We start from the raw sequence: 15299 nt of genomic DNA, 5'->3' as shown, positions 1-15299 counted from the left end.
CGGCGCTGGGTTTTTTCTACGGCGGATTAGTGAGAAGAAAAAATGTATTGGGAATATTAATGCAGTGTATGGTTGTTTTATGTATTTTGAGCCTGCAATGGATAATGTTCGGCTATAGCCTGGCTTTTCATCCGGGAAACGGTTTTATCGGTGGGCTTGAGTGGTCTTTTTTAAAAGGAGTGGGGCTTGAACCTTATAACAGCTATTCGGCAACGATACCCCACCAGTTGTTTATGATTTTTCAGGCAATGTTTGCGGTCATTACCCCCGCTTTGATAATCGGCGCTTTTGCCGAAAGAATGAAATTTTCCTCATTTCTAGTTTTTATGGTTTTATGGGCAACATTTGTATATGATCCGATAGCGCACTGGATATGGGGAGCGGACGGATGGCTGAAAAAACTGGGAACTTTGGATTTTGCCGGCGGAGCGGTGGTGCATATTAATGCGGGTATTGCGGCTATAGTTTCGGCTTTGGTAATAGGAAACCGCAGGGGGTATCAAGGAAAACCTATACCTCCTCATAATATACCTTTTACCGTTCTTGGCGCGGGGCTTCTGTGGTTTGGATGGTTCGGTTTCAATGCGGGAAGCGCTCTCGGCGCAAACGGCCTTGCCGTAAGTGCTTTTGTAGTAACGAATACCGCGGGCGCAACTGCTGGGCTTGTGTGGTCTATACTTGAATGGGTAATCAGCGGCAAGCCGACAACGCTCGGTATTGCAACAGGTGTGATAGCGGGTTTGGCCGCCGTCACTCCTGCCTCAGGGTTTGTTGATGTGTCAGGGGCCATGGCGATAGGTTTAGTATCAAGCGCCTTATGCTTTTTTGCTGTAGCATTTTTAAAGGCCAAACTGGGCTATGACGATTCCCTGGATGCGTTCGGCGTGCACGGAATCGGCGGAATATGGGGAGTAATAGCCACAGGTATTTTTGCAACAAAAATAGTCAATCCTGCCGGGGCTAACGGCCTGATTTTCGGGAATTTCAGCCAGCTTAAAATCCAGCTGATTGCTGCCACCGTTACGATTTTATACTCATCAATTATAACTTTCATAATACTTAAAATAATAGATGCGGTGATGGGAGTAAGAGTCGAAGACAAAGATGAATCAATGGGTTTGGACTTGTCACAGCATCATGAAGGCGCTTATACGGTACTTGAATAGAAAATACCCCCCTAGTTTTCTTCGAAAACTAAACAGGGGGGTGCCCAAAGGCAGCTCCGATTTAGTAAAAACTTATTGAAGTCGGGAGGTTTTATGAAACTAATTATTGCTGTAATTCAGTCTTACAAACTTGACGAAGTAAAACAAGAGCTTTATAAAGCTGAGGTAAATCTTATAACTGTTTCAGAAGTATTAGGGCACGGAAGGCAAAAAGGAATTACTGAGGTTTACAGAGGAGTTAAAGAAACAGGGAACCTCTTAAAGAAAATACGGCTTGAAATAGCTGTCAATGATAATTTTGTTGAACCGACGGTTAAAGCTATCATAAAAGGGGCAAGGACCGGAGAAGTAGGGGACGGCAAAATATTCATCCTTGACTTGCCTGAATGTATCAGGATAAGAACCGGTGAAACGGGAGGCGTTGCGATAGGGTAAAAAGACAGTAGGTAGGTTTTAGTAGGCAGGTATTAGGAAAAAATACCTTAAAAAAAATAACACTGAAACCAAGTGGAGTTAGAAAACGACAGCGGTGGTAAATAAAAAAAAGCGAAAATCAGGGATAATTACCCTATTTTGGTACTAAATTCACAAATATTTTGTATTTTGTTTCAAAGAATAACTATTTTTAAATGTAAAATATATTAATGAAGGACAAAGAAGTCCTCAAAATCATAGAAGATTTTGAGGACTTCTTATTTGTGCAGAATGTTATAAATTCCTGCATGACGCAGGAGAAAAAGACATTGCGGTCTTCGGTCCTAAGGGAGGGATTGATGGCTTTTTTCTTTTTAGGAGGGAAAAAATGAAAATATTAATGTTTGTTTTGTTAGGTTTAACGGTAGGTGCAGTCAGTTCGGTTTTTGGGACGCCTTCCACGCAAATCTGGAATCCGTCTACGGATATACAGGCAAAAGGGACCTTTCACCTGGGCATAGACAATTATTACTCGGTAACATCAAACGATACAAAAGCCTATGCTTCACCGACTTATGTCGGGTTAACCTACGGGGCGTTCAAAAACCTTGAAATTGGTTTTGATGTGGCCGAGCCATCAGCGGATCCGTTGTTTTTTAACCTGAAATATGGTATTCATGAGGCTGAAAAAATCCCTGCGTTGGCTGTAGGTGGTTTCAATTTCGGCGGGAAAAAAGATGTTTCTGATATGAACATTTTGTATGCCATTACCGCTAAAACATTTAAGCCTGTCGGGCGGTTTTCGCTGGGGTATTATAGCGGAAACGGTAAATTACTCCTTGATGAAAAGGGTGAAAAAGCAAATACAGGAGTAATTGTTAGTTTTGATCGGTATTTAAGTGAAAAGGTTTGGTTTGCAATTGATTATGCTTCAGGAAAAAGTGTTTACGGTTCCTTAAGTACTGGGGTATCGTATTCTTTTGCGCCAAATACAAGCATAATTTTTGGTTATGTAATGTATAACAACACTAATCCGATAATCAATAGGAACAATCAGTTTACAACGCAGTTGGATATAAATTTCTGACGCAGTCAGCCCCCCTGTTTAGTTTTCTATCCCTGATGATTTCTTCGAAATCAATACACAGGGGCAAGTCGAAACCTAGGCATGGGGGTGAAGTCCTGCAAAGCAGGACTTCAGGAGGAAAAAATGAAATACTTATTTAGGTTAGGATTGTTAGGATTTATGCTTTTAAGCGGGGTTTTACTCTGTGCCGAAGCAAAGGACAGCAGTCTGCCGGCTTCCGGCACAACTCAACAGGTTGCGGTTCAGTCGCAAACTGCCGTTCCAGCGCCGGCGCCCGCAAAGATTGACACTGGCGACACTGCCTGGGTAATAGTTGCGACCGCGCTTGTAATGGTGATGACTCCGGCGCTCGGGTTTTTCTACGGAGGCCTTGTCAGGAAAAAGAATGTGCTGGGTATTTTAATGCAGTGCATGATTGTATTGTGCGTTATGAGTCTTCAATGGGTTATTTTCGGGTACAGCCTTGCTTTTCATCCCAGTGACGGTTTTACTGGCGGTTTAGGGTGGGCTTTTTTAAAAGGAGTGGGGCTTGAGCCGTATGCTGATTATTCCGCCACGATACCTCATCAACTTTTTATGATATTTCAGGCTATGTTTGCGGTAATCACTCCTGCTCTTATCATCGGTGCGTTTGCCGAAAGGATGAAGTTTTCTTCATTTCTGGTGTTTATAGTATTGTGGGCAACATTCGTGTATGATCCCGTTGCGCACTGGGTCTGGGGTATGGGTGGATGGCTTAAGAAATTGGGAGCATTGGATTTTGCCGGAGGTACGGTTGTACATATCAATGCCGGAATCGCAGCGATTGTAACCGCATTAGTTTTGGGCAGGCGTAGAGGATACGATAATAAACCCATCCCTCCGCATAATATACCGTTTACCGTTCTCGGGGCTGGACTTTTATGGTTTGGTTGGTTCGGTTTTAATGCTGGAAGTGCGCTCGGTGCCAACGGTCTTGCGGTAAATGCGTTTGTTGTAACTAACACTTGTGCGGCAACGGCCGGTCTCGTATGGGCGCTTATTGAATGGCTTATGAGCGGAAAACCTACAACTCTTGGTATTGCAACTGGTGCTGTCGCTGGGCTTGTTGCTATTACTCCCGCAGCTGGTTTTGTGGACATTTCTGGTGCTTTAGCCATAGGCACGGGAGTAAGCATTGTTTGTTTCATCGCTGTAGCACTGATAAAACCAAGATTTGGATACGATGATTCTTTGGATGCGTTTGGTGTTCACGGCATTGGCGGTATGTGGGGTGCGATCGCGACCGGGATTTTTGCAACTAAATTGGTAAATCCTGCCGGAGCGGACGGCCTTATTTTTGGAAAATTTGCTCAGCTTAAGATTCAGCTAATAGCGGTCGGAATTACGGTTATTTACTCGCTGGTTGTGACAGTAGTTTTACTTAAGCTCATAGATATTTTTATGGGTCTTCGCGTTACGGACAAAGATGAATCGATGGGTTTGGACTTGTCACAGCATCATGAAGGCGCTTATACAGTATTGGAATAGCGGATAGCGGGTAGCAAATAGCGTATAGAAAAAGCAAAACACGAAAAGCAAACACCAAAGGCAGTTCCTATCCGCTAAACGCTATACGCTGTACGCTAGAAAATGGAGGAAAACATGAAACTAATTATTGCTGTAATTCAGCCTTACAAACTTGACGAAGTAAAACAAGAGCTTTATAAGGCTGATGTTAATCTGATAACTGTTTCAGAAGTATTAGGCCACGGAAGGCAAAAAGGAGTTACTGAGGTTTACAGAGGAGTTAAGGAAACAGGAAACCTCCTAAAAAAAATACGGCTTGAAATAGCTGTCAATGATAATTTTGTTGAACCGACGGTTAAAGCTATCATAAAAGGGGCAAGGACCGGAGAAGTAGGGGACGGCAAAATATTCATCCTTGACTTGCCTGAATGTATTAGAATTAGGACAGGTGAAAAAGGCGGGCAGGCAATAGGGTAGAAACAGTAGGTAGTAGATAGTCCTCGGACCCATAGGGTCCTATGGACCCGAGGGTAGGTAGGAGCTAGGTAAAAAAGGAGCTGGGTTTTAATTGATTTAAAGCCCGGCTTCTTTTTATTTCAAAAAGACAGCTGCGCCGTATCCCACGACCCGTGATTTATCGCCGGACGTTTTAGCTGAATTGGAATAATTTAACACCTTTATTTCTTTTGCTCCCAGATATTTAGAAGCAAACATTGTCGTATATATTGATTCTTCTCCACAGAAAACACAGTGAAGTTCGGTTATCCCTTGGGACATTAAATTGTCAATAGTCTTTTTTAATAGCTCAGGATCAAATTTTTCTAAAGCTTCCAAAGCGGATTTGTCTGTTTCTTTTGCCTCGGATTCGCTGGGATAATGAGACATATCAGAAGATGCAATAATTACCGTGCTCTCAGAAATTTTTAGCTCAATAATAGCTTTTGCGATTGCTTCGCCAATCTCTTTGCATTGTTGCATAGAAAAATTTCCCAAAAGAATAGGAACGATTTTGAAATTCTTTAAAACCCTTTGAAGAAAAGGCAGCTGAACTTCAAGGGAATGTTCAGAGATATGGGGGGCGGCATCAAGCGCCAAGAGTTTAGAATTCTTAATAATTTGCTTAGCAATTTTTTCATCCGTTTCAATATTTCCAAGCGGTGTTTTAAATTGGCCTTCAGGAAAAATTGCGCCGCAGTATAAAGGAAAGTTGTGGCAGTTACCTATTAAAATAACATTTTTTGCCGCAGTTTTTGAAAGGAGTTTATATGAATAAGCGGCTGTCTGAGCTGAAAATATGTATCCGGCATGAGGCACTAGGAAAGCAACCGGGGTACCTTTAATGCTTAAATTGGGAACATTGCCCAAAAATTCGTCAACCGTCAAAGAAAGTTCGTCAGGATTAGATGGATAAAATTGCCCCGCTACTGCCGGTTTCCTGATATTCATTGTTACCTCCCCAGTGGTAAGGGGTAAGACGCTTCGCTTTAAGTGTTAAGATTGAATTGGAAAATTGTTTTAAGGTTATTTTTGAAACTTATCACTTACCCCTTATCCCTTATAACTGCTGTTGTGTTTCCATTTCCCATGAATCAGGGCCGATGATTTTTTCAATATCTTTTAAAAACTCGTCAGTATATTTTACCTTCAAATCGGTTTCAATAGAGTATTCTTCGTTGGCAGCAACTAAAACATCCAAAACCACTGGCGATTTTCCCGGATATTTTTTAATTATCGTTTTAATATTTTCAAGGGTTTCTGTTTCAAGCCCCGCAGACGATATTTTTAGCCGGATAGTGCCGACATACGGCGCAAATTTTTGTTTTGCCTCGTCAATAGACATTATTTCTTCTGCCAGAAGCTCATTGCCCGAATCTCGGCCGGAAAGCCTTCCTTTGACTACAACAAAATTGTTAGGGACTATATATTTTGAAAGGCCGTTTTTGTAACTGCTGGGAAATACTACGACATCAATTTGTCCGTTTAAATCTTCTAACCGAAATCTTGCATAAGACTCATTTTTCGCTTTAGAGACAAGTTTTTTAGCATTTGTAATAATTCCGGCAACTCTGATTAAAGGAGAAGATCTCGGATCAGCGCCTCCCTGCGGAAGACGGTCAAGGCGGTACTGAGAATAGCAGAGGAGGTCCTGCTGATGCTTAGTTAAGGGGTGTCCTGAAAGATAAAAACCAAGAACTTCCTTTTCATTAGAAAGAGCGTCGTGTTCTGACCACGCATCAACTTTAATGCCGTTTATTTTGGTATCTGATATTTCAGTCATTTCAAACAAAAGGCCTTGCCCGATAGAAGCGTCCTGATTCTTACTGCCGGCAAGTTCTAAGGACTTGTCCAATTTAGTCATAAGATCGGCTCTTGTGAACAAGTAACTTTCGCCAAAACTGTCAAAGGCTCCGGCTTTTATTAATGATTCCAGAACTTTTCTATTTGCAGCATGGAGATAGGCTCTCATTATAAAATCTTGCCAGTTTTTAAAAGGGCCTTTTTCTTTTCTTGAATTAGTTATTGATTCAGCCACGCCTTCGCCTACATTTTTAATTGCGGTAAGGCCATATCTAATATTTCCGTTTTCTATTGAAAATCGCGGCTCCGAGAACTGTATGTCAGGAGGAAGAATTTTTATTTTCATTTTTTCCGAATCTGTAAGGTATGTGGCAAGTTTGCTTTCTTCTTCGTCTTTGCCTATAGCAGAGTGCCCTATCTCTGAATTTAATAAAGCTGCCATAAATTCTAAAGGATAGCGGGATTTTAAATAAGCGGTTCTATAAGAAATAATTCCGTATGCCGCGGCGTGTGATTTATTGAATCCGTAACCGCCGAAGTGAACTATTTGTTCAAATATTTTTTCGGCAAGCCTTTTTTCAATCCCTTTATTTTTTGCGCCGTTAATAAAATTTTCTCTTTGTTTTTCTATCTCTTCGGGAATTTTCTTGCCCATAGCCTTTCTAAGCCCGTCGGCTTGACCCGCAGAAAAAGCGGCAAGATCTGTTGCTATGCGCATTACTTGTTCCTGATAAAGGATTACTCCGTAGGTGTCTTTCAAAATCGGTTCAAGCAGAGGATGGTCATACTTTACTTTAGTGCGCCCGTGCTTTCTGGAGACAAAATCATCCAGCATTCCTGACCCCATCGGCCCGGGCCTATATAATGCTACTAAAGCGATAATATCTTCAATATTTGTCGGCTGAAGTTTTCTGATTAAATCCCGCATTCCTTTGGATTCAACCTGAAAAATACCGAGAGTGCGCGCTTCTAGGAAAAGCTGGTAAGTGTTTTTATCTTCAAGATCTATTTTTTCTATTGAGAATTTCGGATCGGTTTTATTTATTATTTCTACCGTTTCATCAATCACAGTAAGGGTTTTAAGGCCGAGGAAATCAATTTTTAAAAGGCCTAGTTTCGGCAGTATCGTTCCGTCATATTGGGTAGTGATTATATCTTTTGCGCCGCGCGACAGAGGGGAAAATTTTGTAATTTCTTCTTTAGCGATAACCATCCCGGCGGCATGAACTCCGGTATGGCGTTTAAGCCCTTCAAGCTTCTGCGCAGTTTTAAGAAGCTTTTCAATTTTATCATCAGATTTTGCGAGATTTTTTAATTCAGGGATCGTTTGAAGCGCGGTATAAATAGTTGACCCCATCGGAGGGATCATCTTGGCTATGCGGTCCGTTTCAGAAGGCGTAAATCCCATTACTCTTCCGACATCCCTTACAACAAGGCGCGCTTTCATAGCGCCAAAAGTGATTATCTGGGCGCAATTTTTATTACCGTATTTGTTTATTACATATTCAATTACCTTGTCTCGCCCGTTATCCGCAAAATCTATGTCTAAATCAGGCATTGATCTTCTTTCGGGATTTAAAAACCTTTCAAAAAGTAATCCGTAACGCAAAGGGCAGATATCAGTAATACCGAGCGAGTAAGCGACTATTGAGCCGGCTCCTGAACCGCGTCCCGGCCCTACGGATATGTTTTGAGATTTGGCAAATTGTATAAAATCCCAAACTATCAAAAAATATGAGGCAAATCCCATTTTGTTTATTATTGAAAGCTCATAATTAAGTCTTTTTTCAGGTATCTCGGCCGGTTCACTATAGCGTGTTTTAAGCCCTTTCCGGCAGAGTTTTTCAAGAAATTTTTCCGGAGTTTCGCCTTCAACAACAGGATAATGAGGCATGTAAAGCTGGTTAAAATCTATTTCAAGGGCAGTTTTCTCGGAAATTAAAAGTGTGTTTTTAATTGATTCAGGCAAATAAGAAAATAGTTTTATCATCTCTTCAGGGGGGCGGTAATAGAACTGATCGGAAGAAAACCTAAGCCGGCTAGGATCATCAAGAGTGCTGGCTGTTCCTATGCACAATAGCACATCATGATCGTAGGCGTCTTCCTTTTTAAGATAATGGCAGTCGTTTGTTGCAACGAGTCCGATATTAAGTTTTTTTGAAAGATCTATCAGGTGGGGAATTATTCTCCTTTGTTCTTCAAGCCCATTATCCATTATCTCAAGATAAAAGTTGCCATTGCCGAAAATACTGTTGTAGTCAACGGCAACTTTTTGGGCTGCGTCAAATTTTTCTTTTAATAAATTTGAAGCAACTTCGCCGGCAAGACAGCCCGACAAAGCGATAATTCCTTTTGAAAATTTATTTAAAATTTCTTTATCTACGCGAGGCTTATAGTAAAATCCTTCCGTAAAACCAACGCTGACAATTTGCATAAGGTTTTGATAGCCTTCAAAATCTTTTGCAAGGAGTGTTAAATGGTGATAATTTTCCCAATCATCAGATCTTTCTACTTTTTTGTCAAAACGAGAACCGGGCGCAACATAGACTTCACACCCGATTATTGGTTTTATTCCTGCTTCACGGCACACGGTATAAAATTCTACCGCGCCATACATATTGCCGTGATCCGTAATTGCAAGGGCGGGCATTTTAAATTCTTTAGCGATCGTTTGTATAAGAGGGGAAGGCTTGCCTTTATCATCAGTTAAGGCACAAGCTCCGTCCAATAATGAATATTCAGTATGGTTATGAAGATGAACAAATTCCGAATGGGTCATAATTCTCCAAAAGAAATGTTATTGGTGTGTGGCAGTAATTAGGATCCCCCTGGGGATTTACCCCGTTAGAGAATGCTGCCGATTAGGATTTAAAATTTATATTAATATTTCTAAAAGAAGAAAACTTTTTTCTTTTTTAATTAGCTTTTATTTCTCTAACGGGGTTAATTAACTTTGCTTATTGTACATAATAATTTTTTGTTTTCAAAAATATTTTCGCTGTTTTAAATTTGATTTTATATAATGTACTTCGACTCATCCTTCATAAGCTCAGGATTCGCTCAGTACTTCGTGGATCGACTCTTAAGAACGAAGGTTTTTTCGAGATAACTATCGAAGTATCCTGAGTGAGCCCTGATCCTAGTCAAAGGGCGAATCGAAGGATCATGTACCCTTATGAAAGACAAAAAGACAGCTGAAAGCCATCCTTTTAAGGATTTTTTTCCAAAAAATATAAAATATTTAATTGTCGGAAGCTTTCCGGGGCCGCGCAGGATATGGAAAACTCCATGGTTTTACGGAAGTAAATACAGCCAGTTTTGGAAAATAATGGAATGTTTGTACGGGTCATACCGGGATATGTCTTCTTTAGCGAAGAAAAGGAAACTTTTTACTGAACTAGAAGTAGGATTAACTGATATTATAAAAGTTTGTCAAAGGATTGATCATAATGCTTCCGATTCTAATTTAGTTCCGATATTATTCAATGATATTCCTAAAATGTTATATAGTCACCCCACAATAAAAACAGTTTTTTTTACAAGTTCTTTTGTTCAAAAACTTTATAACCAGAATTTTAAAGATAAAATTAAAAATGTTAATTTTATCATTTTGCCTTCTCCCTCACCTCGTTTTGCAAGGATGTCTTTGAAATCAAAAATACTTGCTTATGAGAAACATTTTCCCAAAAAATAAGCCATTCAACCTCGTAGGTTGTACGGCTAATAAAAAAAGCCGACGAGAGGACTTGAACCTCCGACCAGCGGTTTACAAAACCGCTGCTCTACCACTGAGCTACGTCGGCTCTTTGTTAAACTAAAGCAACGCTTAAAAAATACTAAATATTTAGAATAGTGTCAAATTGATTTTTAGGCGAAACTTTTGTAATATGCCGTTTATAGATTTTGGAACATAGCCAGGTGGAATATGAGGCAGGAAAAGATCACTTCAAAAGCTAACTCTAATATAGTAAGGCTCAGAAAGCTTCTTAACGACAAGGAATTCAGGCACGAACAATCAGCGTATGTCGTGGAAGGCCGGCTTGCTTTGGGCGATTTGAAAAAAGTTAAAGACCTTTTTGTTTGCGAAGGAGTTGAAATTCCAGAAATAAAGTTTGACCGCATGTTTTTAGTTGAAAAGAAAGTATTTGAAAGCGTAAGCGCAACCCAAAATAGCCAGGGTTTGCTGGGTGTGGCGGAGCTTATTCTTTTTGATTCTTCAAAAATAGATTCCTCTTCAAGATATGTTTTTCTTGACCGTCTTCAGGATCCGGGAAATATGGGGACTATTATACGAACGGCGGCAGCTTTTGGATTAAAAGGGATAATTTTTTTGAGCGGAACAGTTGATCCGTTTTCTTCAAAAGTTGTAAGAGCTTCAGCCGGAAGCTTGGAAAAACTTGAAATTATAAAAATTAATGAATATTCACAGCTTAAACCTTTTACGGTAATTGCGGCAGACATTCGCGGTGAAAGCCTTAATTCTTTTAAATGGCCTGAAAGTTTTATTCTAGTTATAGGTAACGAAGGGGGAGGCTTAGCTGATGGGCTTCTGCCTTTTGCAAAAAAACGAATTTCAATACCTATGTCAGGAAATGTTGAATCTTTAAATGCTGCGGTTTCGGCGGGGATTTTGCTATATTGTGCGTCTATCCGTTAGATAATGTTAACCTATCAAATTTTAAATATCAGATTTGAGATTTGAAAAGAGGTAATTTATGAAATACGAAAGATTTGAGGACGTACCGGTGTGGAAAGATGGAATCAGACTGGTTGTTGAAGTTTTTAGGTTAACTGAAGATAAAAGATTCCGTTTTAAAGGAGATATAGCAAATCAGCTTCAGCGGGCAGCTCTTTCTGTTTCCAACAATATCGCCGAAGGTTTTGAACGCGGGACAACTCAAGAATTAATAACGTTTTTATATTATTCACGGGGTTCTGCCGGAGAGGTCAGGTCAATATTAGCTGTTTTGGAGCAGATGCCGGTTTTTGATGATCTGAAATCTCAAATTTCAAATTTGAAATCATCAGTTGAAGCAATTTCCCGCCAGATCCGCGGGTGGGCTAATTCTATGCAGAACACAGCAATTCAGGGGCAGAGATATTTAAATGAGAAATCAAAACAATCGTTTGAAAGGGAAAAAGGCCGCAAGGAGTTTGAAAGGTCATTAAAAAAGTATATACGCCCGGAAGAAAATTCTCAAAATTGAAATCCATGCTTGATATATAATATTCAAAACATTCATCTTGCTTTCTGTTTGTAAATTTCGTAAAGAATAACGGCTGCCGCGCAAGAAGCGTTAAGAGAAGATATTTTTGAGGTTTGAGCTATTGATACTAAAATATCGCATCTTTCTTTGACTAATCTTGATATGCCTTTTCCTTCACCTCCGATAACAAGAGCCAGAGGAAATGAAAATCTTTCTTCTTCAATAGGTTTGTTGTTTCCTTCAGCGCCTGCCACCCAAAATCCCTTTTCTTTGAGCTGACTGACGCATTCCGCGATATTGGTTACTCGCGCAATTGGAATATGTTCGCTTGCGCCCGCCGAAGTCCGGCTTACAGTATCCGTAAGCCCCGCTGAACGCCATTTACCTATCACAATACCGTTTGCTCCGAAAGTAACCGCGCTACGTATTATCGCGCCCAGATTGTGAGGATCTTCTATATTGTCCAAAATCACGATAAAAGGTTTTGCGTCACTTTGAACTTTTTTTAACAGCTCATCAATGTCCAGATAAGAGGCCGATGTTATTTCTGCAACTACGCCTTGGTTATTTTCTTTTGAAAGTTTGTCCAGCTTTATCGGCGGAACGTTATGGATAGGAATTTTTCTTTCTTTTGCTAACTTTACTATTTCTTCAATCACCGAACCCCGGGCCTGATTTGAAAGAAGTATTTTATTTACAGTTTTTTGGCCGGCTCTAAGAAGTTCTTTAACTGGGTTTCGCCCGGAGATATATTCACTCATATTTTCTTGTACGCAGTTGATTTTGCATTCGGATTATCTTCTATTCCATATCCCAACTGTTCGATCTGTTTACGCACTTGATCTGATTTCTTCCAATCTTTTTGTTTCCTGAATTCCTCTCGTTGGGAAAGAAGAGTAATCACTTTTTCGGGGATTGCTTCAGATTCTCTCAAAGGAATACCGATATATTTTTCCATTAACATTTTCAGAGTGTTATATGCTTTGTTATAGAATGCCCGGTCAGGATTTCCGTGCATTTCGTATTTAAGTTTGTGCAGTTCAGAAAGTGCATTTTCTGTATTGAAATCGTTGTCTAGAGCTTCAAGGAAACTGCTTTTTGCTTTTGATTTCTCGTCACTCAATTCTTCTTTTGAGGGAAGGTCTCCGATGTTCGTAAACATGGTCTTCAACTTTATGCTGGTATTGTCGAGCCCTGCGAGCGCGTTTTTTGCTGCCAGCAGCTTCTCTTCGGAAAAATCAATCGGGCTCCGGTAGTGTTGGGACAGGAGAAAATATCTTACCACGCGCGGCTCGTATTTTTCAAATATATCTTTCAGGGTAAAAAAGTTGCCGAGGGATTTAGACATCTTTTCTTTATTTATTGTCACAAAACCGTTGTGAATCCAGTATCTGACGAAGGGTTTACCAGTCGCGGTTTCGGTCTGTGCGATCTCGTTTTCATGGTGGGGAAAAATCAGGTCCTGTCCGCCGCCGTGTATATCAATTGTGTCCCCGAGAATAGTAGTTGACATCACCGAGCATTCTATGTGCCAGCCGGGGCGGCCTTTGCCCCAGGGGCTGTCAAACGATACTTCGGCCGGTTCTTCCGGCTTTGATTTTTTCCAGAGCGCAAAATCTAAAGGGTCTTTTTTATTTTCATCTATTTCTACTCTTGCGCCGCTTTTCAAATCCTCAATATTTCTTTTTGAAAGTTTGCCGTAATCCGGAAAATTGCGCACCGAAAAATACACATCGCCGTCTAAAATGTAGGCAGCCCCTTTTTTTATGAGCTTTTTTATGAACTTAATTATTTGCGGGATATATTCGGTTACTTTCGGGTATTTATCGGCGGATAAAACATTAAGTTTACCGATTTGAAGGAAGTAGTTTTCTATGTTTTTTTCAGCCAGCTTTTTAGGGCTGACTTTCAGCTCGTTAGCCCGTTTAATTATTTTGTCATCAATGTCCGTAAAATTTTGGATATAAGTTACCTTATAACCGGAGTTTATAAAATGCCGTCTGATAACGTCAAATGTAACATATGCGCGGGCATGGCCCAGATGAACTTCATCATAGGGCGTAATGCCGCAGACATACATTGTTACCTTATTTTTCTTAAGCGGTTTAAACTCTTCTTTTTTCTTAGAAATCGTATTAAATATTTTTATTGACATTTTATCCTTATCGAGATTTTTGAATTATTTCAGTGCCTGTTTTGATCGTCTCAGAAAATGGAACTTCATTTCTTTCCGATCAGGGCAATAGATATTGAGGCAATACCTTCCCCGCGGCCTATAAAATCCATTCCTTCATTAGTGGTTGCTTTTATTCCTATTCTTTCCTTTGGCAGGGAAAGCGCTTTGGACAACACTTTTTTCATTTGTAAAATAAAAGGAGAAATTTTAGGTTTTTCAGCAATTATTACGGAATCAATGTTTTTTATTTTAAATTTTTTTGATTTAAGTTTTTCAATCACTTTTTTAAGAAGTATTATGCTTGAAATATTTTTGTAGCGCAGGTCATCGTTTGGGAACAAATGCCCGATATCATCCATTCCCGCAGCGCCTAAAAGGGAATCCATTATAGAATGAACTAAAACATCGGCGTCACTATGGCCAAAAAGGCCCAAAGAATATTTAATTTCTATTCCGCCCAAAATCAGTTTTCTTCCTTTTTTAAAACGATGTGCATCGTATCCTATTCCAACAAGCATTTTTTCCTCTTTACCCTGTAAATAAAATTTTAAAATCTGCTGGCTTTTAATACTTCATTTATTTTTATCGGCCTTGTGTAATTGTGACATAATCGTTTGAAACAAAATTTCTGCGGGGTTTATTCTGATTTCAAAAGCAACTCAGCTATTTTTAAATCCCTTGGCTCGGTTATCTTTAAATTGTTGTAATCCCCGTTAACAATTTTTACTTTTCCACCGACTATTTCAATAAGCTGGGCGTCATCGGTAGTTTTAGGGGAGATCTTTCTTGAGTAAACCTTTTGAATTAAAGTTTTCTTGAAAATCTGCGGAGTCTGGGCAAGCCGCACGGAATTGCGCGGAATAGTTTTTTCAATAAATGATGAAGCGTTTACCTTTTTTACGGTATCTTTTGCCGGCACGGCAACTATCGCTGCACCGTATCTTTTTGCCGCATTAAAACATTCAATAATCTCTTTAATTTTTATAAGAGGCCTTGCCCCGTCATGTATCGCAACGTATTCTATATTTTTCTTTAGTTTCCTAAGCCCTGATTTTACAGAGTCAAATCTTTCTTTTCCTCCGGCTATCAGCTCAATATCATATTTATTAGCATAGGGCCCAAGCTGTAGCAGATAATTTTTTGGGACCACTACAATTATCTGCGAGAATATTTTTGATTTTTTAAAAGCGAAAACACTCCATAAAAATACGGGGATTCCGTTAAGTTTTACAAACTGTTTAGGAATATCGGGGCTGAATCTTTTGCCTAATCCTGCGGCAACAATTATGGCAGCTGCGCTCATTGTGCTTTACCCCGTTAGAAATAGCCTAACTTTAGTTAATTTATGAAATTATGAAAAATTTATTTACAATATCTTTAGTTGATAATTCTACTTATAGTCTAACTATTTCTAACGGGGTGTACCCCAGAAATAGCTTAACTTTTACTAATTTATGAATTTA

At 39.7% G+C, this 15299-nt stretch carries 14 protein-coding genes and 1 tRNA gene; 8 read left to right on the top strand and 7 right to left on the bottom strand.

All coding sequences use genetic code 11. The features are described 5' to 3' along the window. The 5 genes from NT145_06860 to NT145_06840 form a co-directional block, all read left to right on the top strand. The coding region (locus tag NT145_06860) for an ammonium transporter (GenBank protein MCX5782406.1) at positions 1-1166 on the top strand (1166 nt) is incomplete at its 5' end. A 93-nt stretch (positions 1167-1259) separates the two neighbouring features. Then, a complete protein-coding gene (locus NT145_06855; GenBank protein MCX5782405.1) occupies positions 1260-1601 on the top strand; it encodes a P-II family nitrogen regulator in 342 nt (113 codons plus the stop codon). Between the two features lie 367 nt (positions 1602-1968). After that, positions 1969-2667 (top strand): hypothetical protein, encoded by a 699-nt coding sequence (locus tag NT145_06850; GenBank protein MCX5782404.1) that lies wholly within the window; start codon positions 1969-1971, stop codon positions 2665-2667. 123 nt (positions 2668-2790) lie between these two features. After that, the gene (locus NT145_06845; GenBank protein ID MCX5782403.1) at positions 2791-4176 is read left to right on the top strand and encodes an ammonium transporter; all 1386 of its coding nucleotides are present in this window, start codon (positions 2791-2793) and stop codon (positions 4174-4176) included. Positions 4177-4290: 114 nt separating this feature from the next. Continuing rightward, positions 4291-4632, top strand: a complete 342-nt coding sequence (locus NT145_06840) for a P-II family nitrogen regulator (GenBank protein MCX5782402.1) — start codon at positions 4291-4293, stop codon at positions 4630-4632. A gap of 114 nt (positions 4633-4746) precedes the next feature. Here NT145_06840 and amrB read toward each other — a convergent pair whose 3' ends face one another. Together amrB and NT145_06830 are read right to left on the bottom strand one after the other, a co-directional pair. Beyond that, complete coding sequence (gene amrB, locus NT145_06835; GenBank protein MCX5782401.1) at positions 4747-5601, bottom strand: AmmeMemoRadiSam system protein B; 855 nt, start codon at positions 5599-5601, stop codon at positions 4747-4749. Between the two features lie 109 nt (positions 5602-5710). Continuing rightward, positions 5711-9232 (bottom strand): DNA polymerase III subunit alpha, encoded by a 3522-nt coding sequence (locus NT145_06830; protein ID MCX5782400.1) that lies wholly within the window; start codon positions 9230-9232, stop codon positions 5711-5713. Between the two features lie 396 nt (positions 9233-9628). On the opposite strand from NT145_06830, the gene NT145_06825 reads away from it, so the two are divergent. Continuing rightward, positions 9629-10147 (top strand): DNA-deoxyinosine glycosylase, encoded by a 519-nt coding sequence (locus NT145_06825; GenBank protein MCX5782399.1) that lies wholly within the window; start codon positions 9629-9631, stop codon positions 10145-10147. Between the two features lie 37 nt (positions 10148-10184). Here the strand turns inward: NT145_06825 and NT145_06820 are convergent. After that, a tRNA-Thr gene (locus NT145_06820) sits at positions 10185-10256 on the bottom strand. A gap of 122 nt (positions 10257-10378) precedes the next feature. Here NT145_06820 and NT145_06815 point away from each other — a divergent pair. After that, on the top strand, positions 10379-11110 hold the full coding sequence (locus NT145_06815) for an RNA methyltransferase (GenBank protein ID MCX5782398.1): 732 nt from the start codon (positions 10379-10381) through the stop codon (positions 11108-11110). Between the two features lie 58 nt (positions 11111-11168). Next, positions 11169-11660, top strand: coding sequence for a four helix bundle protein (locus NT145_06810; GenBank protein MCX5782397.1), 492 nt, complete (start codon positions 11169-11171; stop codon positions 11658-11660). A 32-nt stretch (positions 11661-11692) separates the two neighbouring features. Here the strand turns inward: NT145_06810 and rlmB are convergent, their stop codons facing one another. The 4 genes from rlmB to ispD form a co-directional block, all read right to left on the bottom strand. Beyond that, entirely contained in the window at positions 11693-12421 is a 729-nt protein-coding gene (gene rlmB, locus NT145_06805; protein MCX5782396.1) for a 23S rRNA (guanosine(2251)-2'-O)-methyltransferase RlmB, read from the bottom strand. Next, positions 12418-13809 carry a cysteine--tRNA ligase gene (gene cysS / locus NT145_06800; GenBank protein MCX5782395.1) on the bottom strand — a complete coding sequence of 464 codons (1392 nt, stop codon included), beginning with the start codon at positions 13807-13809 and terminating at the stop codon, positions 12418-12420. The genes rlmB and cysS overlap by 4 nt, the downstream gene beginning before the upstream one ends. A 71-nt stretch (positions 13810-13880) precedes the next feature. Further along, entirely contained in the window at positions 13881-14354 is a 474-nt protein-coding gene (gene ispF / locus NT145_06795; GenBank protein MCX5782394.1) for a 2-C-methyl-D-erythritol 2,4-cyclodiphosphate synthase, read from the bottom strand. A gap of 119 nt (positions 14355-14473) precedes the next feature. Beyond that, positions 14474-15139: a 2-C-methyl-D-erythritol 4-phosphate cytidylyltransferase gene (ispD, locus tag NT145_06790; GenBank protein ID MCX5782393.1), complete on the bottom strand. Its 666-nt coding sequence runs from the start codon at positions 15137-15139 to the stop codon at positions 14474-14476. Positions 15140-15299: the final 160 nt, after the last annotated feature.

This window comes from Elusimicrobiota bacterium, assembly GCA_026388075.1.
Lineage (GTDB): Bacteria > Elusimicrobiota > Endomicrobiia > Endomicrobiales > JAPLKN01 > JAPLKN01.
This window is presented reverse-complemented; position numbering and strand designations above follow the sequence as displayed.

Bases quoted from the DNA above. Each gene is read 5' to 3' on its own strand.
- NT145_06855 (MCX5782405.1), top strand. From the start codon at position 1,260: ATGAAACTAATTATTGCTGTAATTCAGTCTTACAAACTTGACGAAGTA.
- NT145_06850 (MCX5782404.1), top strand. From the start codon at position 1,969: ATGAAAATATTAATGTTTGTTTTGTTAGGTTTAACGGTAGGTGCAGTC.
- NT145_06845 (MCX5782403.1), top strand. From the start codon at position 2,791: ATGAAATACTTATTTAGGTTAGGATTGTTAGGATTTATGCTTTTAAGC.
- NT145_06840 (MCX5782402.1), top strand. From the start codon at position 4,291: ATGAAACTAATTATTGCTGTAATTCAGCCTTACAAACTTGACGAAGTA.
- amrB (MCX5782401.1), bottom strand. From the start codon at position 5,601: ATGAATATCAGGAAACCGGCAGTAGCGGGGCAATTTTATCCATCTAAT.
- NT145_06830 (MCX5782400.1), bottom strand. From the start codon at position 9,232: ATGACCCATTCGGAATTTGTTCATCTTCATAACCATACTGAATATTCA.
- NT145_06825 (MCX5782399.1), top strand. From the start codon at position 9,629: ATGAAAGACAAAAAGACAGCTGAAAGCCATCCTTTTAAGGATTTTTTT.
- NT145_06815 (MCX5782398.1), top strand. From the start codon at position 10,379: ATGAGGCAGGAAAAGATCACTTCAAAAGCTAACTCTAATATAGTAAGG.
- NT145_06810 (MCX5782397.1), top strand. From the start codon at position 11,169: ATGAAATACGAAAGATTTGAGGACGTACCGGTGTGGAAAGATGGAATC.
- rlmB (MCX5782396.1), bottom strand. From the start codon at position 12,421: ATGAGTGAATATATCTCCGGGCGAAACCCAGTTAAAGAACTTCTTAGA.
- ispF (MCX5782394.1), bottom strand. From the start codon at position 14,354: ATGCTTGTTGGAATAGGATACGATGCACATCGTTTTAAAAAAGGAAGA.
- ispD (MCX5782393.1), bottom strand. From the start codon at position 15,139: ATGAGCGCAGCTGCCATAATTGTTGCCGCAGGATTAGGCAAAAGATTC.